At 44.4% G+C, this 22,413-nt stretch carries 12 protein-coding genes and 1 riboswitch; of the genes, 3 read left to right on the forward strand and 9 right to left on the reverse strand.

All coding sequences use genetic code 11. The annotated features are described in order from the left end of the window. Nucleotides 1-105: 105 nt before the first annotated feature. A complete protein-coding gene (metF, locus tag AC6H04_RS08735; RefSeq protein ID WP_497571295.1) occupies nucleotides 106-972 on the reverse strand; it encodes a methylenetetrahydrofolate reductase [NAD(P)H] in 867 nt (288 codons plus the stop codon). Next, entirely contained in the window at nucleotides 959-3,229 is a 2,271-nt protein-coding gene (gene metE, locus AC6H04_RS08740) for a 5-methyltetrahydropteroyltriglutamate--homocysteine S-methyltransferase (protein ID WP_497571296.1), read from the reverse strand. The genes metF and metE overlap by 14 nt, the downstream gene beginning before the upstream one ends. Nucleotides 3,230-4,005: 776 nt before the next feature. On the opposite strand from metE, the gene AC6H04_RS08745 reads away from it, so the two are divergent. Then, on the forward strand, nucleotides 4,006-4,494 hold the full coding sequence (locus AC6H04_RS08745; protein WP_497571297.1) for a pyridoxamine 5'-phosphate oxidase family protein: 489 nt from the start codon (nucleotides 4,006-4,008) through the stop codon (nucleotides 4,492-4,494). Between the two features lie 51 nt (nucleotides 4,495-4,545). Here AC6H04_RS08745 and AC6H04_RS08750 read toward each other — a convergent pair whose 3' ends face one another. The 4 genes from AC6H04_RS08750 to AC6H04_RS08765 form a co-directional block, all read right to left on the reverse strand. Continuing rightward, nucleotides 4,546-5,889 (reverse strand): NCS1 family transporter, encoded by a 1,344-nt coding sequence (locus AC6H04_RS08750; RefSeq protein ID WP_497571298.1) that lies wholly within the window; start codon nucleotides 5,887-5,889, stop codon nucleotides 4,546-4,548. Then, a complete protein-coding gene (gene allB, locus AC6H04_RS08755; protein WP_497571299.1) occupies nucleotides 5,886-7,268 on the reverse strand; it encodes an allantoinase AllB in 1,383 nt (460 codons plus the stop codon). Before allB ends, AC6H04_RS08750 begins: the two co-directional genes overlap by 4 nt. A gap of 85 nt (nucleotides 7,269-7,353) precedes the next feature. Continuing rightward, nucleotides 7,354-7,445, reverse strand: a riboswitch (TPP riboswitch). 69 nt (nucleotides 7,446-7,514) lie between these two features. Next, nucleotides 7,515-8,006, reverse strand: coding sequence for a hypothetical protein (locus tag AC6H04_RS08760; RefSeq protein ID WP_497571300.1), 492 nt, complete (start codon nucleotides 8,004-8,006; stop codon nucleotides 7,515-7,517). Nucleotides 8,007-8,017: 11 nt separating this feature from the next. Further along, the gene (locus tag AC6H04_RS08765) at nucleotides 8,018-8,995 is read right to left on the reverse strand and encodes a hypothetical protein (RefSeq protein WP_497571301.1); all 978 of its coding nucleotides are present in this window, start codon (nucleotides 8,993-8,995) and stop codon (nucleotides 8,018-8,020) included. A gap of 242 nt (nucleotides 8,996-9,237) precedes the next feature. Here AC6H04_RS08765 and AC6H04_RS08770 point away from each other — a divergent pair, with 242 nt between their 5' ends. Continuing rightward, nucleotides 9,238-9,855, forward strand: coding sequence for a TetR/AcrR family transcriptional regulator (locus tag AC6H04_RS08770; RefSeq protein ID WP_497571302.1), 618 nt, complete (start codon nucleotides 9,238-9,240; stop codon nucleotides 9,853-9,855). A gap of 184 nt (nucleotides 9,856-10,039) precedes the next feature. Here AC6H04_RS08770 and AC6H04_RS08775 read toward each other — a convergent pair whose 3' ends face one another. The 3 genes from AC6H04_RS08775 to AC6H04_RS08785 all read right to left on the reverse strand — a co-directional run bounded on the left by AC6H04_RS08775 (nucleotide 10,040) and on the right by AC6H04_RS08785 (nucleotide 21,599). Beyond that, nucleotides 10,040-19,066, reverse strand: a complete 9,027-nt coding sequence (locus tag AC6H04_RS08775) for a KxYKxGKxW signal peptide domain-containing protein (RefSeq protein ID WP_497571303.1) — start codon at nucleotides 19,064-19,066, stop codon at nucleotides 10,040-10,042. Nucleotides 19,067-19,395: 329 nt separating this feature from the next. Next, nucleotides 19,396-20,118, reverse strand: a complete 723-nt coding sequence (locus tag AC6H04_RS08780) for a DUF4811 domain-containing protein (RefSeq protein WP_497571304.1) — start codon at nucleotides 20,116-20,118, stop codon at nucleotides 19,396-19,398. After that, nucleotides 20,115-21,599: an MDR family MFS transporter gene (locus AC6H04_RS08785; protein WP_497571305.1), complete on the reverse strand. Its 1,485-nt coding sequence runs from the start codon at nucleotides 21,597-21,599 to the stop codon at nucleotides 20,115-20,117. The genes AC6H04_RS08780 and AC6H04_RS08785 overlap by 4 nt, the downstream gene beginning before the upstream one ends. A gap of 221 nt (nucleotides 21,600-21,820) precedes the next feature. Between AC6H04_RS08785 and AC6H04_RS08790 the strand changes: the two genes are divergently transcribed. Continuing rightward, on the forward strand, nucleotides 21,821-22,258 hold the full coding sequence (locus tag AC6H04_RS08790; RefSeq protein WP_497571306.1) for a MerR family transcriptional regulator: 438 nt from the start codon (nucleotides 21,821-21,823) through the stop codon (nucleotides 22,256-22,258). The last annotated feature ends 155 nt before the right edge of the window (nucleotides 22,259-22,413 follow it).

Raw genomic sequence — 22,413 nt, forward strand, 5'->3', positions numbered from 1 at the left:
TATATGGATTAATTGGGATTTGCTTGGTAGAGACTGGGTGTAATTTGCTCTTTTAGTTTACCTAGCCTAATTGGACTCCGCTCTCTAATCGCCTCGCTTCGCACCTTAAATTAATGTCTCAATCGCCCCACAAATCCTCTCCGTCACAACGGGATTATCCATGGTATACAGATGAACACCATCCACACCCTCCGACAACAAGTCCACAATCTGGTCTATCGCATAGGCCGTTCCTGCATCCCTCATCGCCACCGGGTTATCCTGATAATGATTCATCATTCTAAGGAATTTTTGCGGCAAACCCACACCATTCATGGTTGCCATCCGCTTGATTTGGCGTTCATTGACCACTGACATGATTCCAGCTTGCACCGGAACGTCAATACCCGCTAATTCGCAGCGTTCCAAAAATTGATAATAGTGTTCATTTTCGAAGAAAAGTTGGGTGATCAACTGTGAAGCACCAGCATCCACTTTGCATTTCAAGTTTTTAATATCGTCTACGCTATCTTTAGCCTCCGGGTGTACGTCGGGATAACACGCCCCCAGTACATTGAAGTCCCCTTCACGTTTAATTTCACTGACTAAATCACTGGCATACTTAAAATCACCCTTAATCTGGCCATCTTCAGGTAAATCCCCTCTCAGGGCCAAAACGTTTTCGATATTAGACGCTTTTAGTTCATCCAAGTATGATTTCACTGCTGACTTTGTAAAATTGATACCTGGAATATGTGGGACCACTTCAATCCCATAATGCTGTTTAATGTACCGGCACAAATCCAGCGTGCCAGACTTGTTGTCACTACCACCCGCACCATACGTGACACTGATGTAGGCTGGCTTCAAACTCGCTAACACATCAAGGTTGTCATAAAACCGCTCAATCGACTTTTCGCTAGCATTCGGTCGCGGTGGAAATATTTCGAACGAGATCACGGGACGTTCTTTGAAACAATCAACGACCTTCATGTGCGAGTTCCTTACGAACCTGCTGAGTTGCAGCAACGACGTTTTCCAGACTAGCTGTGGTTTCTGTTGTTCCCCGTGTCTTCAGTCCACAATCTGGGTTGATCCAGACGTTCTGCAATGGTACCTTCTTCAAAATCTTGTGAATGGTTCCGGCAACTTCGTCTTCAGATGGGATCCGTGGTGAGTGAATATCGTAAACACCAGGGCCAACGTGGGTCTTAAAGTGGGTCTTCTGGAGCGTATCCAGCAACGTTAAATCAGCACGTGAAGCTTCGAATGAAATAACGTCAGCATCCATGGCATCGATGGCGTCAATGATATCGCCAAATTCACTGTAGCACATGTGGGTGTGAATCTGCGTGGTTGCTTGTGCCTTGCTGCCAACCAGACGGAATGCTGGAATTGCCCAGTCAAGGTAACGACTGTACCAGTCTGACTTTCTCAACGGTAATTTTTCACGTAAAGCAGGTTCATCGATTTGAATGATCTTAATGCCGTTCTTTTCCAGATCAAGTACTTCTGCTTGAATAGCCAAAGCAATCTGTAAGGTGCTTTCCTTCTTAGAAATATCTTCACGAGGGAATGACCAGTTCAGAATCGTCACTGGACCAGTCAGCATCCCTTTCACTGGCTTATCAGTTAAGCTTTGTGCGTAAACTGATTCTGCAACGGTGATTGGGGCAGTGCGGTTAACGTCGCCCCAGATGATTGGTGGCTTAACACCACGGGTACCGTATGATTGAACCCAAGCGTTGCTGGTAAACAGGAAGCCGTCCAGCTTTTCACCGAAGTATTCAACCATGTCGTTACGTTCGTATTCACCATGTACCAGTACGTCCAAGCCAATCTTTTCTTGGAATTCAACACATTCCTTGATCTTATCGCGGTTGAATTGATCGTACTGTTCCTTGGTGATTTCACCACGCTTGTACTTAGCACGGTTACGACGAACTTCGCGAGTTTGTGGGAACGACCCAATCGTGGTGGTTGGTAATTCTGGTAAATTAAATTCCTTCTTTTGGATTGCGGCCCGTTCTTCAAATGATGGTTCGCGGTGGAAGTCACTTTCTTTTAATGAAGCAATCTTGTCGATGATGGCTTGGTTTTCTTCATAACGCGGCTTAGCAAACAGCGCTTCGTTAGCCTTTAAAGCATCATCGCCTGAGCCACCCAGAATGTGATCCAGATCAGTCAGTTCAGTTAATTTTTCTTTAGCAAATGCCAAGTACTTCTTATACTTTTCATCTAACTCAGGTTCATTTTCCAACGTATAAGGTACGTGGAGCAACGAACACGAGGTGCTTAACACAATGTTGGTCTTAGGCAACTTGTGGAGTAAGTCCAAGCGTTGGTCGTAGTTAGCTTTCCAAATATTCTTACCATTAATAACGCCAGCGTACAGTACTTTATCTTCAGGGAAGCCCTTTGATTCAACCAAGTTCAGGCTTTCTTCACCTTCGTGGAAGTCGAGGCCAAGGCCATCGAAGTCCAATGAAGTTAATAGGTCATAACTATCACGCACATCACCAAAGTAAGTCTGTGCCAAAACCTTTAAACCATGCTTGTTGCTCAATAATGGTTTGTAGAGGTCGGTGAAGAGTTCCAAATCAGCTTCGGATTGATCCTTAACTAATTGTGGTTCATCCAACTGAATCCAATCAGCACCCAAATCAGCTAATTTTTCAAAGATACCTTCGTATGCGCTAACCAACGCGTTAGTAAAGTCAGTATCTTGTCTGTTGCCTTCAAAAGCACTCAACCGTAATAGACTGTATGGTCCAAGAACAACTGGGCGAGTTTGGTACCCTTGATCCTTGGCTTCTTGATATTCGTCAAAAATCTTGGTGCCAACCAACTTAACATCCGTATCGTCGTCAAATTCTGGAACGAGGTAGTGATAGTTGGTGTTAAACCACTTCTTCATGCTCAACGCGGTGACGTCACCCTTATCGCCTTGGTAACCACGAGCCTGCGCGAAGTATTCATCTAATGATGATAGGTTTAGATCCTTGTACCGCTTTGGCACAATGTTTAATAAATTAGCGGTATCTAATGTAGTGTCATAGTATGAAAAGTCGTTTGAAACCAACTGATCAATACCAGCATCGCTAATGGTGTCCCAGTTTTGTTTCCGTAATTCAGCAGCAGTTTGGGCTAACTCTTCTGCGCTAATGTCCTTCTTAAAATACTTTTGAACAGCAAACTTTAATTCACGGTGACTACCAATACGTGGGTATCCAATAATTGTTGTTGTCATAATGTAAAATCTCCTTTTATTCAATCATTATTTCATCTCAAATGGTTAATAGCTGATTGACAGGCACATGACCTGACCATCAATGCCATCGCCAAGCAGGTAACTTGCGGTTGAAATTTTGTTGCAATGTAGGTAAGTAATTTGAGGCATTGTTGGTCACTCTCCCTTCTGGATTGGTGGAAATTTTTGGTTTTGTTTTTCGTAGTTAGTGGTTTTACTGTTATGTAGCCTAATCGGGCTTCTCCAGGCAGAGACTTGCACCTAAGGGACTGACACCTAAAACCCAAGTTCGGGGTTTTTGTTGCCAGCCCCTTAGGCTCCAGTCTCTAACCGCCTGAATCCGCACCTTCTTACACAAAAAAGCCCTTATCCCCGCTTAACTGCGAAGATAAGGACGACCTCTCGTGTTACCACCTTAATTTGAAGCCCGCTCACACGGACTTCCTCACCGGGTACCTTTTGATACCCCCGTGCTGTAATGGGCACACCCATGATACTCTAACTTCCGCTCGAATACCCTGTCTTATCGAAGACCATCTTCACACTCGCCCCTTACTGCTTCTCACCACCCGCAGCTCTCTGATTAAGGTTATGAGTACTACTCATCTTCTAATCGTTTTTTCATATCATGGCATTGATGATAAACTCATTAGAGATAATTGTCAACCCACTCATCTTTTTCTTAATTAACTTTCGCATTTTACTCATTATCCGTATACGAACAGCACCGCTTATTCTATAATCAAATTAACTAATAATGAATTGAAGGTTTGATAATGAGACGTACTGACCGTGAAGTTACCGATGAAGCAGCTAAATTAGAGATTATTGATCAAGCACGAGTCATCGACTTGGGCATCCTAGATTTTCCAGCACCCTACGTTGTACCAACTAACTATGGCTATGAATTCAACGACCATCACTTGGTCCTCTACATTCATGGCGCACCCACGGGTAAAAAGCGTGGCTTGATTGCCGCTAATCCAGACGTTTCCTTCAGTATTATCGCTGATTCCAGTCTGGACACACCTGAAAATGAATCCCCGTTAAGCAACTTTAGTTATTTCTACCGTAGTGTTTTAGGCACTGGGAAAGCCACCTTGGTTTCTGACCCAGCCGAAAAAGAACATGCCTTACGTGCTATCTTAAAGCATGAAGTTGGCCGTGAAATGTCGGGTGAAATCTCGGCAAAAGATTTAGCCCATGTTGGTGTGATTCGCATTGACGTGACGCAATTTACTGGCAAAGTTCACAGCGCAGAATAACTGGGACACAACCAAAAAGCAGATTTCCTAAATTTAGGAAATCTGCTTTTTTTATCCTTGGACTGTTTTACTGACACCTAATTTCCAATAAATCAGGCCACCCACGAAGAACCCAACGAACCACGATAAATTAATGATCAAGGCCGCCGATATCGCCCCGAGGAGTAGCGCCAAGGGAGCACGCCACGTAAAAGCAGGCTGCTTACTGGCGTCATATAAGGCTGAAAGGTCAACGTGCTGATGCCGATGCAGATAGTATTCAATCAAAATAATCGCCGTCATTGGCCCGAGAAAAATCGAATATAAGTGGATAAATAACGCCAAGCCCTGTGCTGAACTGTCCTGAACTAAGACCCACGGACAGGTGGCTATCGCCAAAATACCCACAATCGTGGTGGCTAACTGCTGTGGCATTTTTAACAATGACGTCAGCATGTAAGTCGGCGGCATGATGTTGGCTACCGTGTTGGTGGTAATCGTGCCTAACACAATGAAGAATGAAATCACCACCGTCACCCAGCCATTATTCAGTAAATGTGCCATCGCCGTTACTGGGCTAGCAATGCCTGTGACCACCGCCAGCATCGCCCCCGTCACAATGGTCATACCATATGCTAACCCAATCGGTATCAGGTAAAGCAAACCACGTCGCTGATCGCTGAGATTCGGTTTTAGTTCACGGGAGTAGTCGGCTGCGGATTCAAAGATGGCCGTGTAATTACCTAAAAACGCCACGATAAAACCGAAAAATGGCAGTCCCCACGTCCCTGATGGCTGAACCAGTCGCTGCTGAATCACGGCCTGATGTTGCGTCACTAAGAGTACGAAAACACCTAGCATGGCAATCATCACCACGGTGGCAATCGATCCCGTGACTAACTTAATGGACCTGAACCCCCATAACGCCATGACCACTTGGAGCATCTGTAGGAACAAGAAACAGGCAAATGTATGATTGGCGGTGAAACCAAACAGTGTCATCCCGATTTGGTTAAGCGCCAACGCGCCCGTCCATGATTGAAAACCGAACCACACGATAGCGGGAATGCCACGGAATAAACTGGCAATTTTAGCACCTTTGACCCCGAACGACAGTCGCAACTGGATCACGTATGGTGCACCAGTGCGGTATCCAAAGCGATCATTCACGGTAAATAGCAACGTGATGATTGCGATTGCGATGCCAGCTGCCACCATGGTCTGCAGCAGATTCATGGTTGCCACACCAGCCACCACGAGGGATGATCCTAGTGTAATGTTACCAATGTTGAATCCATCGCCCAGCCACATGGCCATGTACGCGAAGATGCCGACTTTACGCTGATCATCCGCAATGGGTTTTAAGTCTTCAGCTACTGCCTGACTCGGTTGCTGAACTGCAGTTGGTGGTGTCATTTCGCACCCTCCGTCACGTGATGATTATGCAAAAATTGCCCAGTAGGCTGATCATCGAAACCCTTCCCTAGTTCAAAAATGGTTTTACCGCGCAACAGCGTTCTAGTCACTCGACAATTAATCTGACGGCCCACGTAAGCCGAAATTGGATTCTTATAATACAGGTCTTCTGGTCGTAACGTGTAGCTTTGGTTAGGATCTAAGAATGCAATATCTGCATCAGCGCCAACTCTCAGTTGCCCTTTATCTTTCAGGCCGAATAATTGAGCTGGTCCCGCAGCGGTTAGCTGGACAAACTGCTGCAAGTTTAAGCGCCCTGATTTAACCGCAACATCGTAAAAAACATCTAAGTTATTCTGCGCACCACTGATGCCACCCCAGACTTCGAAAATATTGTTGTTAGGGTTCGCCTTCATCTCCGCGGGTGCTGGTGAATGGTCCGAGGTCACCGCGTTAACGTGGCCTGCTTGAACTTCCCGCCATAAGTCAGCCTGGACCTCAGGTGTCCGTAACACGGGTGAACACTTCGCTAAGGGACCAATTTGCTTAAAATCAGTCGTATTTAGCGCCAAATAATGCACGCAGGTTTCGCAAGTCACATTCTGCCCCTCTGTTTGTGCTCGTTGAACTTCCCGAACAGCTTCACCAGTCGACAGGTGGACGAAATGTAACTTACAGCCAGTTTGCTTAGCCAGATACAAAGCCCGTCTAACTGCTTCCACTTCCACCATTGGCGGTCGTGAATCAATGTAGGCTTGAATATTCGTATGATGATGGGCAATCTTATCTTCAGCCAGCCGATCAGTCAAAACGGCATTTTCAGCATGTAATGATAGTCGTAAACCAGTCTTAGCGATTGCCTGCATCCCCCGGTACAAATCATAATCATCCACGTTATGGAAATCACCGGGCGCATCACTGCCAGTGGTTGCCATAAACGCTTTAAAGCCAGCTGCACCAGCATCCGCCATCGGTCCAATATCCGCTTGATTACCGGGTACTAAGCCACCATACAATGCAAAATCAATGTAAGATTTACCCTCAGCGATGGCACGATGACGGGTAAATTCAGCTGCGGTTGTCCGAGCCGGAAGCGCATTTAATGGCATCACCACCATACTAGTCGTTCCGCCAGCCGCAAGCGCTTGGCTGCCAGTATGGTAATCTTCCCAGTCACTGCGTCCCGGTTCGTTGATGTGCACGTGTGCATCCACCATTCCCGGTAAAACCAGTTGACCTTGAGCGTCAATCACTTCCGCGGCATCTTCAGATAGCTCACCAATGGCCGCAATTTTACCGTCTTTAATCGCTAAATCACCGTTCACCACACCCGTTGGCGTGACGATCAACCCGTTCTTGATAATCGTTGTTGCTTGCATGTTTCTTCCTCCAAGCCAACACTGTGACTGGTCGCTCAGCAAATAAAAAAGCCCACTTGAATGGTTCTCAAATGGACTGGTAGTCTGTCGACTAACATGGCGCTCCCTACGGCAGTACGAACTGCATCAGGTTATTTGGGTATCTCTCAGCTATCACTAGCACCCCAGACCACAATGTTTATTCAATTTGAATTCTTAATTCTAATTAAAGCGAGTTTACTGAAATAAGTCAAGGGTTTACACTAATTAGCTTGCCGCCAAAAAATCTTCCAGCTTAGCTTGCTTCACGCCCGCAATAGTTTGCCGTAATTTCTCCCAGCTCGATGTCTTTAGCGGATCCAGCATCGTTACCTGTGGAATATCATGAATGCTTGCCACGTAAATGTCGGAGAGAAACACATCAACATCGCTACTCAACTGATTGGTCAGCACAATGCCTGCGCCAAGATTAGCCACCAATAATTTAGCGAAATAGTCCATCGGCACAATACTTTGAACAAAATCAACGCAAATTGTGACGTTATCCCGCGCTAATTCACTAGGCACATCCGCAATCAAAATTTTAACGTAGGACTTGAGCAACTTGGCACGGCATTCGTCACAAAGCTGGAGATCAAAAACCTTAATGGCCTCATCCACCAGTTGCTTGCCTAAAATGGTGAGTGCTGGAAAATCCATGGCCATATGGGACTGATCAGACGCAATAACCTCGGTGAAATCAAAGTAGTCAAACATCATCAGCCACACTGTTAACTGGGTGATATGCTGGGCAGTTTTTGCTGCTCCTCACCCGTGAATTTGGCCTGATCGATCACCAGCGTTTCAGCTAAAACGCGTTCAAAGTGTTTGCTGCCATTATTATATTGCTGCTGCAACTGCTGGCAGAATTTAACCGGCACGGAAGCCATAATTTGCTGACTGCGTAAAAATAAGAATAGGTAACAGATTTCAGAATCAATGTCCGATTCCCCACTATGAGAAACGTTTTCGAGGTAATAATGTTTTAAAAATGACAGTCGTGTATCCCGTTCTAACGTTGCTAAATGACGAATATTTAAAAAATGCCGACCAGCCAACCGTTTAACTTGAATCTGGACAAACATCTTCAATTTCAACCGTTCACTAGGTGTCAGTGAAATACCAAAGGTCATACATAAGAAATTACAAAAACGTGAAGTCTCGCTCTCTAATTCAGGAAATGGGTCTTCAATCCCGTTAAAGAAATGATAATAAATATTAGAAATTTTGGCCCGTTCGACAAGTTCTGGGTGCAGACTGCCACCTATTGGCCGAGCTTGCGTCACCGCTTTATTATCCAGCACATTTTCAACTTGAGTCCGTAGTGCATAGTACTTTGACTGACTCATAAAATGATCAAGCAGAAACTTCTGGCGTGACTGAGTCTGCTGATTAAGATACTCAAATTCAAACACCTGAAACCGCGGTGATTGTTTCAAGTAGATAAGTTGCAACTGCTGACAGATTGAATAATCAATACCGTCACAAACGACAAGATTATCTTTGACAGTGAGTTGACAATCTTTTTGCTGAATACTCCCTAAATCTTGAATTAATTCGTCAATGAGTTGGTTGAACTTATAACGTGTTATCGATACTTGGTCGATGATCTGTTTGACCTCAACATCTCGCCGCGCATTTTCAGCCAATACCCCTAAAATTCCCAGTTTAGTGCGTTCATTCTTCCCCAAAAAAGCTAAATAATCCATAAACCTATCCCCCATTAGATAACCTAGTAACCCCCGCAGTCACTCCTACACAGTGTCTCCCAAGACCTGTGTATAAATACTTAATGCTTATCCAAGAAAACGCTCACAACATAATTGTTGTTTTTCTATTTAAAAATAATATAATGTAGATAAGATTAGTGTACAATACTCAATTAAATAGATTAGTTCATTAATAGACACATCTGATGAGATTGTTCACCAATCATCGAGGGGGAAATAGGATGATAACTCAACTTAGAGGGGGACAAAAAGTGGTTTCTAAGAAGAGTGATCAACCAGATCGGCGAACGTTAAAGACTCAACGTCAATTGAAAAAGGTGTTCGTCAAACTATTGCACGATAATCCAATTGACAAGATCACCGTTGCAGAACTTACTAGAGAAAGTGATATTGGTCGGGGAACTTTCTATATTCATTTTAAGGACGTCTATGATCTCTATGATTCAGTGGTGGCTGATACCGTTAATCAGCTCACAGGTATATTTGAAAAATACTATCCACGTGATGAAAACAACGATTTTACACCAATAGCGACCAATATCGTTGCATATTTCGTTGATCATCAACAATTATTTGAAGCGCTCACTGATCGCGGTGAAAATATTCAGGCTTTCAAGCAAATCAATGCACTATTCATCTATTATGTTTTAGATGCTGAGCATATCGATGCATCCAATGAAAAGTATCGGGCTGCTGTTGGCTTTGCATGTAGTGGCTTAATTGGTACAATCACAGACTGGTTAAACACTCAGCCACAGTCAACAGTAGATGATTTAGTCACCGTCATCAGTAAGAGCATCGCAGCAATGCGAGAAGTTGCTAAGTCGTTTAAGCATTAAGCTCTTAATTAAGCGCAAAAGGACACCGCAATACTCTAGATTAGAGTTGTGGTGTCCTTTTGAATGTACCTCATTTAATCGGGATCAATCATAAAAGCCCCGCATACGCCATCTGCGTATGCGGGGCTTCATCGTTTAAAATTTTGAGGGAGAAATTTAAACGGAAGATAACTACTGTTTGTTACTAAATGTCTTTACGACGTTTCTTTGCTCCTGCCAAGCCAAGTAGTGAAGCAAGTACGCCTAGGAAGCCAAGTGCTGCAACACCCTGTGCTTGATTTTCATCAGTTTGAGGTAATGCGCTCTTGTCAGCAGCTTGCTTGTTGCCGTTAGCCTGACTAGTAGCAGTTGTTGCTGCACCTGCAGAAGTACCTTGGGCAGTTGCTGTACCGCCTTCAGCGTTTCCTGCAGTGGCAGTACCGTCAGTACCAGCTGCAGTACCGTTGTCACCGCCTGCTACTAAGCCGCCGTTGTCGCCAGCGCCTTCAGTAGCAGTGCCTTCACCAGCACCAGTTGAGGTACCAGTAGTATCGCTACCACCATTGTTTCCAGCATTGTCGTTACCTGGAGTCGTTACGGCAGTGCCTTGATCAGTAGTTGGCGTTGTATCGATACCAGTTGAAGGACCAGTTGGGTTACCACCTTGGTTCGGATTCTCACCAGATCCATTATCAGGAGTCTTGTCTTGGTTGACGTTCAAGATAGTCTTAGTCTTACCATCTTTAGAGGTAATCGTAACAGTACCATCTGTGTTAACGGTCCAAGTATCACCATTTGGTAAAGTACCCTTGTCACCGGTCTCACCATTATTTGGAACAGTGACAGTTTGTTTAGAACCATCTGGGAAGGTGATTGTCAGCGTACCATCAGGGTTCTTGGTTAAGTTCATCTTAGAACCGTCTGGCAATTTACCGTTAACATCAGTGCCATTACCGTAGTAGTAATTGTTGGTTACACCACCGTTGTTGGTTGTACCGCCACCGAGGTTAGTCGTACCACCAGGGAAGATGGTCGTCTTGCTGCCATCTGGGTTAGTGATCGTCAATGAACCATCAGGGTTAACAACGTATGGGCTGCCATTTGGTAAGGTCCCTGTGTCGCCTGGTTTAACTGTCTTGTCACCGTCTGGAGTGGTCAAGGTAGTTGAGCCATCTGGGTTCTTGGTGTAAGTGATCGTAACGCCACCCTTACCATCGTTACCAGCTGGTAATGTTACCGTGGTGCTGGTCGAACCATCTGAACCATAGTTGTTGGTAATGTTGTTAGTGGTGTTGTTAGTGGTGTTATTAGTCGTACCACCATTACCACCATTTGGAACAACCGTGAAGTGTGAACCATCAGGATTAGTGATGGTTACGGAGCCATCTGGGTTAACAGTTGCTTTACCGCCGTTTGGTAAGGTTCCAGTTTCACCAGGTTTGAGTGTTTGACTGCCGCCATCTGGAGTAGTAACTGTAACATCACCGTTTGGTTGCTTAGTAAGAGTAACCATGGTACCGCCATTACCATCCTTGTTTGGTACAAAGACTACGGTTGAACCATTAGTGCCGTTGGTACCATTCGTGCCATTGGTGCCGTTAGTTCCAGTCTTAGGATCAGTGTTGATAGGACCCTTAGTACCATCATTAGGATTGATAGTCGTCTTGCTGCCATCTGGGTTAGTGAAGGTAATCGTACCATCAGGATTTACAACCCATGAGCCGCCATTTGGTAACTTGTCACCATCGCCAGGTTTAACAGTTTGAGTCGTGCCATCTGGGAAGTGGATGAGTGTGTCGCCGTTTGGTGTCTTTTCAACAGTTAAGATTGTCGCTTTACCAGGTGTGCCATCTTTACCGTCTTGACCAGGGATTACCACAACAGTGCTCTTTGAGTCGCTGTCGGTTGGTTGACCACCGATCTTGCTTGGGTCAATGGTGTAAGTCTTGCCATCTTTGCCAGTGAAGGTAATGGTACCATCAGGGTTGACCACGAAGGTGCCGCCTGCTGGGTTAGTCTTAGATGAGTTGTCACCTGGTTTAACAGTTTCCTTGCTGCCATCTGGGAAGTTGAAGGTGAATGAGCCATCAGGGTTCTTAGTGACAGTAGTTGCACCGTTTTGACCTGGCAAGTTGATGGTGATTGGTGTACCAGCTCCGTTAGTGTTGCCTGGAGTTGTCGTACCACCGTTATCGCCGTTACCACCATTTGGCGTTACATTGACAACGTTCGTCTTACCGGCATTAGGATCAATGGTTGTTGATGAACCATCTGGGTTAGTGAAGGTGATTGTACCATCTTCATTAACCTTGTAGGTGGTATCAGTGCCAGGAACTTTACCAGTATCACCAGGTTTAACAGGTGTAGAAGAACCATCTGGGAAGTGAAGCAGTGTTTGACCACCAGTCGTCTTTTCAACGGTCAGAATCGTGTTCTTACCGTCCTGACTAGGGATGACCACAACAGTTGCTTTACTGTCATCAGCAGTTGGTTGTCCACCAATCTTACTTGGGTCGAAGGTGTAGTTCTTACCGTTCTTATCGGTGAAGGTGATTGTACCATCGGGGTTAACAACGAAGCTGCCGCCTTCTGGATTAGTCTTAGTACTATTATCACCTGGTTTAACAACATCTTGACTGCCATCTGGGAAGGTAATCGTGTATGAGCCGTCAGGGTTCTTAGTGACAGTTGTACCGCCAGTTTGACCTGGGATAGAAACTGTGACTGTACCGTTCGAGCCGTTAACACCATTGGTTCCGTTGGTGCCGTTCGTACCATTAGTTCCATTGATACCATTTGTACCATTGGTTCCGTTAGTCCCGTTCGTACCATTGGTTCCGTTGGTACCGCCGTTGTTTGTAGCACCCTTGTTAGGATCAATGGTTGATGAGCCACCATTAGGGTTAGTAAAGGTGATCGTGCCATCGCCGTTAACTTTGTACTGAGTGCCATCTGGCAAGGTACCTGAGTCACCTGGTTTAACAGTTCTAGTTGAGCCATCTGGCAAGTGCAAGGTGATTGTTCCATCAGTGCCCTTTTCAACCGTTACAGTTGAAGTTGTACCGTCCTTACCAGGAAGGACAACAACCGTGTCTTTGCTGCCTGGTTGGGTAGTTGCACCATTGTTCTTGTTAGGATCAAGAGTGTAGCTGTTCCCATCCTTATCAGTAAAGGTAACCGTGCCATCTGGGTTAACCTTGAAGGTACCGCCAGCTGGATTAGTCTTGGTGTCATTATCACCTGGTTTAACAGTTTGAGTAGAGCCGTCTGGGAACGTGAAGGTGATTGAACCATCAGGATTCTTGACTGCAGTAGTCCCACCGTTTTGACCTGGCATGTTGATGGTAATTGGGTTGCCACCATTGTTGTTGGTAGTTGAACCGCCGTTCTTCAATGATGCCAAGTTAGATGTCGGATCTTTAGGGTTAGTGCCGTTCATCAATTCTTGCAAATCGGTGTCGCCATCACCATCAGTATCCTTGTTATCTGCATTGGTCCCTAATTTACCTTCGAGGCCATCAGGAACACCGTCACCATCGGTATCAGTTCCGTTGCCATTGTTAGTGTCAGTTGGAGTCGAACCACCATTGTTGGTAGTTGAGCCATTTGTTCCACCACCTGGGTTAACAACTGTTGTGGTACCATCTGGGTTAGTGATACTTAATGAACCATCAGGAAGCACTGTGTAAGTTCCGCCATTTGGTAAGGTACCAGTAGCGCCTGGTTTAACAGTCTCTGTCTTGCCATCAGGAGTCGTGATAGTTGCAGTACCATCAGGATTCTTGGTGTAAGTGATCGTGTAAGCATTGCCGTCCTTGCCAGCTGGCAACTTGATAGTGGCACTTGCAGGACCATCTGTACCATAGTAGTTGTTGGTCGTGTTGTTAGTCGTACCGCCATTGTTGTTGGTAGTAGTAGTATTAGTGCTGGTAGAAGTCGTTAACTCACTTGTACCGTTGTCTGGATTAATAGTGGTCTTCTTACCATCTGGTGTTGTAAATGTCAGTGTGCCATCTGGGTTATAAGTGTACTTAGTCCCATCTGGTAATGTGCCACTCTTACCTGGTTCAACTGTCTGGGTAGAACCATCTGGTAAGTGAAGAATAACATCGCCATTTGGTGTCTTTTCAGCAGTCACAACACTAGTTGCACCATCTTTACCAGGAAGAACAACGACTGTAGACTTGCTACCTGGTTGGGTTGGTGTCCCTTGACCGTTGTTAGGATCAAAGGTGTAACTGTTGCCATCCTTATCAGTAACGGTAATTGTGCCGTCAGGATTTACCTTAAAGGTTGTCCCATTTGCATCAGGTTTAGTTGAATCACCAGGTTTAACATTTTGAGCCGAGCCATCTGGGAATGTGAAGGTAATTGAACCATCAGGATTCTTAGTTGCTTGAGTACCACCGTCTTGACCTGGAACGTTAACAATAACTGGGTTAGTGGTCGTGCCCTTGTTAGGGTCAATCGTGTAACTGTTACCCTTACCGTCGTTAAAGGTGATAGTGCCATCATGATTTACAGTGAAGAAACCGCCATTTGCGTCAGGCTTAGTTGCACCTTCACCAGGCTTAACAGTTTGCGTTGTACCATCTGGGAATGTGAAGGTAATTGAACCATCAGGATTCTTAGTTGCTTTGACACCGCCGTCCTGACCTGGCACATTGTTAATGGTTGTGGTAGTAGTCGTGGTACTAGTTGATGTACCAGCAGAAGCATCCTTACCGCCGTTTTCCAATGACTTCAAGTTAGAAGCAGGATCCAATGGATTAGTGTGGTTTAAAACTTCTTGGAAGTCGGTGTCGCCATCGTTATCACTATCAGTCTTGTCAGTGTTAGTACCAATCTTGGTTTCGAAGCTATCTGGAATACCATCACCATCTGTATCAGCTCCGTTACCAGTTGTGCTTCCGCCGTTAGTGCCGTTAGTACCACCAGTTGGGTTAACGATTAGAGTTGTGCCATCTGGGTTAGCAATACTCAATGAACCATCGGGAAGAACAGTGTAAGTGCCACCGTTTGGTAATTCACCCTTGTCTCCAGGCTTAACGGTTGCTGTCTTGCCATCAGGAGTCTTGAGAACACCCGTACCATCAGGGTTCTTTGTGTAGTTGATGGTGTACTTTTGACCATCTTTTCCAGCAGGCAATGTGACATCCGTAGATGGAAGACCATTTGTAGTTGTGTTAGTGGTTGAACCAGTACCGTAGTTAACTGTACCGTCGCTAGGGTTGATAATGATAACGTTGCCGTCACCTTCAACACTTGGTAGTCCAGTACCACCGTTATTGACAGTAATTTGACCATCTGAGGTCTTAGTACCATCACTAGGATTGATTGTTGACTTGTTGCCATTTGGATCAGTAAATTCTACTGTTCCATCAGGGTTCAAGACAACAGTACCACCACCTGGTAATGTAACAGTCTTACCTGGTTCAAGAGTTTGAGTTGAGCCATCTGGTAAGTGAAGTACAACACCGCCATTTGGATCCTTTTCAATCAAGAAAGTTTGATCAGGAGCATTCTTGCCATCAGAACCATTCTTACCTGGTAATGTGACATTAGTGATAATGCTACCTGGTTGGGTAGTACCAGTGGTCTTGTTGTTAGGATCAATGGTGTAGCTTGAACCATCAGGGTTAGTGAAGGTAATCGTGCCATCTGGGTTGACCTTAACATTACCACCTGCAGGATTAGTGGCTGAATCACCTGGTTTAACGTTTTGTGTTGAACCATCTGGGAACGTGAAGGTTAATGAGCCATCAGGGTTCTTAGTGACTTTAGTACCAGTTGATTGACCTGGCAATACGACTAAGGTTGAACCGTTCGAGCCGGTGCCTGTGGTGTCGGTACCAGTTGAGCCAGTGCCGTCTGAACTATTATCATCGTTGTAGATGTTGATGACGATTGGTTGACCTGAACCATTTACACCATCTACGCCAGCTTGACCATCCTTACCATTTTGACCTAACTTACTTGGATCAATGGTTAAGGTCTTACCGTTCTTATCAGTAAAGGTAATGGTGCCATCTGGGTTGATGACGAATGAACCGTTACCAACTTCAGTAGGATTACCAGTGCCTTGGTTGTCGCCACCTGGTTGTGTGGTTGTGTCCTTATCAGTGTACAGAACATTGATAGTGGCACCATCCTTGATAAAGTAACTAGACAATGAGTCAGCAGATGGCTTGTACCATGTCTTGCCATTGGCATCATTGTAAGAAGCTTTAAGTCCTGAGGCATCAATTGGATCACCAGCGTTACCCTTTTGATCAGCAACAGTTGAGTTTGGTAATACTTTACCAGATTCATCAATTGCATCTAGGGTGTAGGTTGCGTTACCAGTTTGCGTAGGAGTACCACTGCCGTCGCCACTACCATCAGATTTATCCTTCTTAAATGGAATGTTTACTGTATCGCCGTCTTTGGTAGGAACGGTCTCACTACCATCCGTGTAATCCATGGTGTAGCCATCAACAGTAACGTTCGTCAAATCTGAAGTCTTGATCTTATCTCCTGGAACACCAGTTTCTGAGAATGAAGTACCAATTGCTGCCTTAGTGTCTTCATCGATAGGTTGTACCTTGTAAGATAATGCCTGTGGATTATATGCATTAATTGCTGCCTTATCGGGCATCTTAATCGTGTAACCCGCTGGCAATGCGGCTTGAATCTTATCCAAACCAGCCTGGGTTAAGGTATAAGTGCTGGAAGACTTACTTGAATCTGCAATCTGGAAATCACTGGCTGTAAGTTTAGCAGCAGCAGCATTTGCAGCATCAACAGCAGCTTTATCAGCATCTGATGGCGTAGCATCACTTGGCTCAACAGTTAAAGCAGTACCTGCTTTATCAGTTAAAACTTGGTCTAACGTATTTTCAGAAGCCTTATCGCCAGTTAATACCGCTAAACCTGAAGTACCAACTAATGTAGTCGCGTCTTCAGCAACATTGCCCTTCAATGCAACTAATGCCTGATCAACATCATATTGTGATGCGTTAGGGTTAGTCATTAAATTAGTAGCCCGTGTTTTGGCCGCATCATCAACACCAGTCACTGTACCAGCATTGACTGCGTCCAATTGAGTCTTCAACTGAGTCTTATCAACATTCTGATAAGCAATTGTAGTTGAAGAATCCATACTTTGCTTAAAGAGATTGGTGTTGGTATTGAAAGTTTCACCAACGAACTGACCCGCAGCAGCACCGTCGGCTTTCAGATCTGGATCAGTAAAGGTAACTGGGAATGCTGCATTAATTGTAGAACCACCAAGCGTACCACCAATAGCTTGACCGATTGCGTCTCCACCAACATCAGTAACTTTTGAAACCGCATCTGTAATAGCTTTAATGATTGGATCCGCAATGCCTTGAGCAGCAATACCTAACGCCGTTTTGGCACCGCTGGCTAGGCCACCAGAAAGTCCAGAGTTTTCAGAAGTTAAGGCGTCCATTGGCGATTGACCGTCATAATCTTTAGCCGCTGCATAGTCAGCATCAGGCGTACCGTCATCTTTAACAGCTAGAGCCGGGTTATACTTGAATGGAGTAGTACCAGCAAATACACCTTCAATACCATTCTTAATTCCGTTAATCCAGCCATTGATATAATCCTTAAGCATATTGCCAATCACTGGTGCCACATTAGCAGCAGTGGTAGCTTGATAAACTGTTTGTGTGACAGACTTCGTATGAGTAGGATCAGCTGAAGTTGGATCTGGCACATTGGTAGTTTGACTAGTCTTTGTAACAGGTACCAAAACTGTCGCTGCGATACCGCCAGCCATCAGTGTCTTACCATAGTTATTTAGCTGAGTGATTTCGGCCTGTAAATTCTTGATGGAAGCTTCATAAACGACTTTGAATTTGTCAGAATGCAACCCAATTAGGCCACCGGCACCTGTAACGGCACTAACACCTCCGCTCGCAAATCCAATCAAGCTGTTACCAGCTCCGCCAGCCCAAGTACTCAGTTGCGAAATGGCATCTGTAACCGCCTTGACAACACCACCAGTAATCTGACTAGCGTTTAGTGAAATTGTCTCAACTGCCGCATTATTAATAGTTGTCCCAACTGTATAATCAGCTTTTTTATCGCCATTCACACCATAATCAGCATCAACAATTCTGAATTGTTCATGAGTACCAGCATCTTTATTGTCGGTATCAACATTTTCAATAGTAATACCAACATCGGTTTGTTCAATAACTCTCCACGGACCAATCTTCAATGATGAAGCTAAGTCGGCAGGAACAGCAATTGAAGCACCGTTAGTTGTGTCACCAAGCGCGTTAACCTGAACTAATGCAGGTGCAGCACCGTTAGCGTAAATAACAGCGTATCGCTTAGTCGCCTTAGCCGGATCCGTTTTTGCTGCAGCAACATTAAGTTGATCTGAACTGATGGCATCCTGATCATTAATCTGATCAGCAGTACCTGACTTAGCTTTAGTATCACGATAGACACTATCAAAATTCATGTCCATCTGGTCATTCTTAGTATCGTTACCATTTAGATTTTCAGCGCCAAAATCTGTACTGTCAGTACCATCCTGTTTAGGAATCGTGTTTGAATCTGGTGCTTTGCCCTCACCATCATAAACAGTACTGTATTTACCACCGTTATTTACGTCGCCACGAACTTGAGTATCATTAGCAGTATTAATAAGTCCGGCAGCCTTTGTAGCATCGCCTAATTGTGCGGTTGCACTATTATCAGCTTGTGCCGTGTTACCACTACCAAATAAATTAACGTTAACTAATCCTTTTGACGTATCAGTAGAAGCCTGTGAACCCGCAGGTGCGTCAATTGGGTTAGTAGTTGCAGTGTCAGCAATTGTTGGTGTTTCCTGCTTTACTGTAGTACCCGTCTTAGTAACGTCACCAGCTTTTGCTGTATAAGCTGAATCGGCAGCTGGCTGCTGTGTGGCAGAAGATTGTTTCTGCGTGGCTGCTCCTGTATTTGCACCCTGTGCAGCCCCAGCAGTATCACCTGTTGTTGGTGCACTTGTATCCGCAGCCGGTGTTGCCGGTGCAGTCGTCGTTGTTGGTTCCTCCGCAGCAGCCGCCTGCACTTGTGTCCCGAGTAATACAGCACCTAATGAAAAGGTGGCGATACCAGCAAAAAGCCAGGTTCGACCAGCCTTATACATCCGGTAGTGTAACGACTCAGACTCATGCATGAGTGCTAACTTCCGGTTCCCCTTTGATAAATTTTTTGAACCTCTTCCCATAATAATTCCTCCTCCATAAATTCCACAAAACTTTAAAGAAATTAAGCAAGTACAACGTTGTGCTTTGCACACCCTTACATTAGCAAAATTAACTAGATAATTAACCCCGTTATATGAGAATTTTTACTGGCTTTTTTAATGGTCGTTTAAAAAATCTGGAACAAATCCACCTAAATACTGTCATTTCAGAAAGTTAGGGGTATGAACTACTACTAAACCTCATCAAACGACAAAAAGGACCACTCTTCCCGCAATGGAAAAAGTGGTCCTTTTGTTTTAATTAGTGTTTTAAACAGTCAATATAACAAGTTTATATCAACTTGCTAATATTACTTCTGAACCTGTTTGATCAACTTTTGAACAGCCTGTGCTTGGAACTCACCTGTCAATTGCTTTTGCAGTTTAGCCTGATCAGCTTTAGACATGGTTGGGTTCTTCATCATAGCAGCTTGCATCCCCTTCATCACGAAGGCTTTACCTTGTTGCTGTAATTGTGCCTGGTAGGTCTTGTTCTTCATTTGTTTCTGAAGAGCTTTAGACTGAGCAACTGAGAGCACAAGCCAGTTCTTGTTAACTTCGATCTTGTTTGTCCGTTTAACGAACTTGTGATTTTCACCCGTAAAGGCGAACCAGAATTTAGCAGCATCACTCTTATAACGCCAACGGGTAACCGTCGTTGTCATTTGAGTCGTACCATTGATCCGAGTTAACTTATTCTTGGTATCACTATTAGCCTGAGTATGAACCGGCTTCTTAGCCTTTTCACTGTTCTTGTAAATATAGACTTGATGATTGTTCTTTGAGCCAATTGGCTGGTAAAGAATCATCGACATCGACTTGTTAGGACTTACGGAATAGATATTCTTCGTCGTAGTCGTGGTGTATTGTTCCAAGCCAAAGTGATCTTTCCAGTTTTTAACGGCGAATCCACCGGAAATGATTAACCCAAGAACCGCCAAAACAGTCAACGTGACGCTCACAGTTCTGTTTTCAATGTAGATGAAGAAAACAAACGATAAAACGGCGAATAAACCAAGTGCGACTAAGATCATTTGCTTTCACCCCCATCTTTAGCGACGTAATCACTAGCACTCCCACGGTTCTTCATGAAGAAGGCCGTAATCAATGCCAGAACACAGAAGACAGCGGCAGCAATGAAGGCAGCATGATAACCCGTTAAGGTTGCATTGATTGCTTGATCCTTGTATGCCAGTGGATCAGTCTTCAACAGGTGCTTACCAGGAACATTGTCCTTCGTCACGTTAGTTAAAATACTGATCAAGATAGCAGTACCCACTGAACTAGCAATTTGACGTTGGGTGTTGTTCACAGCAGTCCCATGACCGATCAAATGAACAGGTAAAGCATTCATACCAACAGTAGTCGCAGGCATCATTGCCATTGAAATACCGAACATCCGAACGGCATAGAGTACGACGATGTAAGCAGTTGGCGTATCTTTAGTAATGAAGATAAATGGAATTGAACCGATCGTTAAGAGCAACATCCCCATAATGGTCAGATGTTTAGCACCGTAACGGTCAACCGCACGTCCCGTAATCGGACTCATGATAGCCATCATAACGGCACCAAATAACAGGGTTAATCCTGAATGGAAGGCTGACATACCTTTGACAATTTGCAGGTACAAAGGAATCACCATTTCAACACCAACCATGGCCATCATCGAGATTGAACTCAAGATTGCCGAAATCATGAATGGCTTTGAACGGTAAACCCGCATTTCCAAGAATGGATCGTCCATCTTCAGTTGACGCCAAACGAATAAGCCAACGAAAATCACACCGATAATCAATGAAGCGATAACCGTCATGCTCCCCCAGCCATCGTTACCAACTGATGAGAAACCGTAGAGAACACTACCGAACCCAATCGTCGACAGGATAACTGAAAGCACATCGATGCCCTCTTTTTTCGTTTCCAAAACTGGGTGCATCCAGAATAGACTAGCAATAATAACTAACGCTAAAAATGGTAAAGTCATTCCGAATAAATCACGCCAGGTGAAACTATCAATGACCCACCCAGAAAGTGTTGGGCCAATGGCAGGTGCCACACCGATAACGATACCGGCAAGGCCCATGGCTGTCCCACGACGTTCTGGCGGGAAGACTGATAACATGATTGTTTGCAGTAATGGCATGGTCACACCAACACCAACACCTTGAATCAAACGACCAGCTAATAAAATACCAAAGCTGGAAGTTGGCGCAGTATATGCAACCAATGTTCCAATAAAGAACAGCGTCATCGCTGTAATGTACAGCCACTTGGTGTTAAAACGAGAACTTAACCAAGCACTGATTGGGATCATAATCCCGTTGACCAGCATAAATCCGGTAGTTAACCACTGAACGGTCGCGGTTGAAACATTGAACGCGTTCATTAAGGTCGGAAATGCTGTAGATAAAATAGTTTGATTAAGGACCGTAAAGAAAGTACCGACCAGTAAAATCACGATCAATAACCCTCTGTTATACGATTTCCCTTTTACGTCTACTGCGTTACCCACTAATTAAAACCTTCTTTTCTTTTTGTGTTTACTTTTAAACGACTGACAACTACTATAATAACTTGAAAGGTATTTGTCAACTATCTTGACAAATTTATTTGATTATATATACTAGTCATTATGAAATCAGATAAGCTTATTAATTAATCTAACAACTAGAATCCTATTCTAATAGGAAAGAAAACCGTTACAATAAGTATTTAATGAGAAGAGGGACATTTTTGGACACTGAGGAACACGACGCGTTTAAAGCTTTTAGCCAGAAAGTTAACTGGCACCTGGGCATCGGTGATGTTTCATCTGCAACTGGTGTGTCACAGAGTCAATTAAGGTATTGGGAACAAAAAGGTTACATCGAAAGTGAAAAGGTCAATGGTCAGAACCGGAAATATTCGTACGACATGCTCATCCGAGTATTCATGATCAGCGGCTTCATCAAGGATGGCTTTACCCTTGCTGCTGCAGTGAAAAAAGCATCGAAACACCGCGAAACCATGAAACTATTGAGACAATCCATGATTGACCGATTTCAAGGGATTGAAAAAGTCGATGGCTATCCTGCTGTCAATCTGGGCTACATGGATGATGAGCATAATAAGGTACTCTACTTGGTTGTTAAGGAAAACGGTACTGATATTAAAATCATCTCGAAGAACTAATAGTGTGACATAAGTCTATATTGATAAAAATTTCATTTGGTTTCTTGACTTAAAGACAATTTAAAGTTTGTTTTTGTTCGATACTTTAATCTAGTCTAAACCTGTGCCACAACACAGATTCCGGCCATTTAACGCAAAAAAACGTATTCCGACAA

Source organism: Secundilactobacillus sp. MJ173 (genome assembly GCF_059704265.1).